Genomic DNA, 512 nt, shown 5'->3' on the forward strand with positions numbered 1-512 from the left:
CGTTGCATGGCGCCTCTGGCCAGCGCTTGGGCGTCGTCCACGCCAATAGCCAGCGTATGCAGCAGCCGGGTGCTGCCGCTGTGGAGCGTGGCGGCGCCGATGCTGACGCTGCGCAGCGCCTCTGTAACGTTGGTGCTGGCATTGGCCCGCAGTTTTTCCAGGCGGGCTTGCAGGTCTTGGGCGCTTTCCAGGGACCAGAGCATGACGTCGACCAATTTGCCGTGGTTGCCGGACACGGCGATGGCAATGGCGCCGCTCACCACCATGGCGCGGATCTTTCGCTCTGCGGGTTTGCGAAACTTCTGGTCGAGTTGGGTGATGAATTGATCGGTGCGCTCTTGCATCGCCTCGTTGAGCAGGGACAGGTATTCGCCAAGCCTCAGGGACACCACAACCTGGGTCACCTGCTGGCCGGCGTAGCGCAGAAAGGCCGCGCTGTGCACATGGCCGATCAGCGTCTGGGTCTGTGCCGACAGCTGTTGCATCAGGGCATTACTGGCGTTGGTGGTGGC

Annotated in this window: 1 pseudogene; it reads right to left on the reverse strand. The window is 63.5% G+C overall.

Annotated elements, in window-relative coordinates:
* Positions 1–485, reverse strand: a pseudogene (locus MF4836_RS34650) (T6SS effector BTH_I2691 family protein); the annotation flags it as partial.
* Between the last annotated feature and the right edge of the window lie 27 nt (positions 486–512).

It is taken from the genome of Pseudomonas sp. MF4836 (genome assembly GCF_002018875.1).
GTDB lineage: Bacteria > Pseudomonadota > Gammaproteobacteria > Pseudomonadales > Pseudomonadaceae > Aquipseudomonas.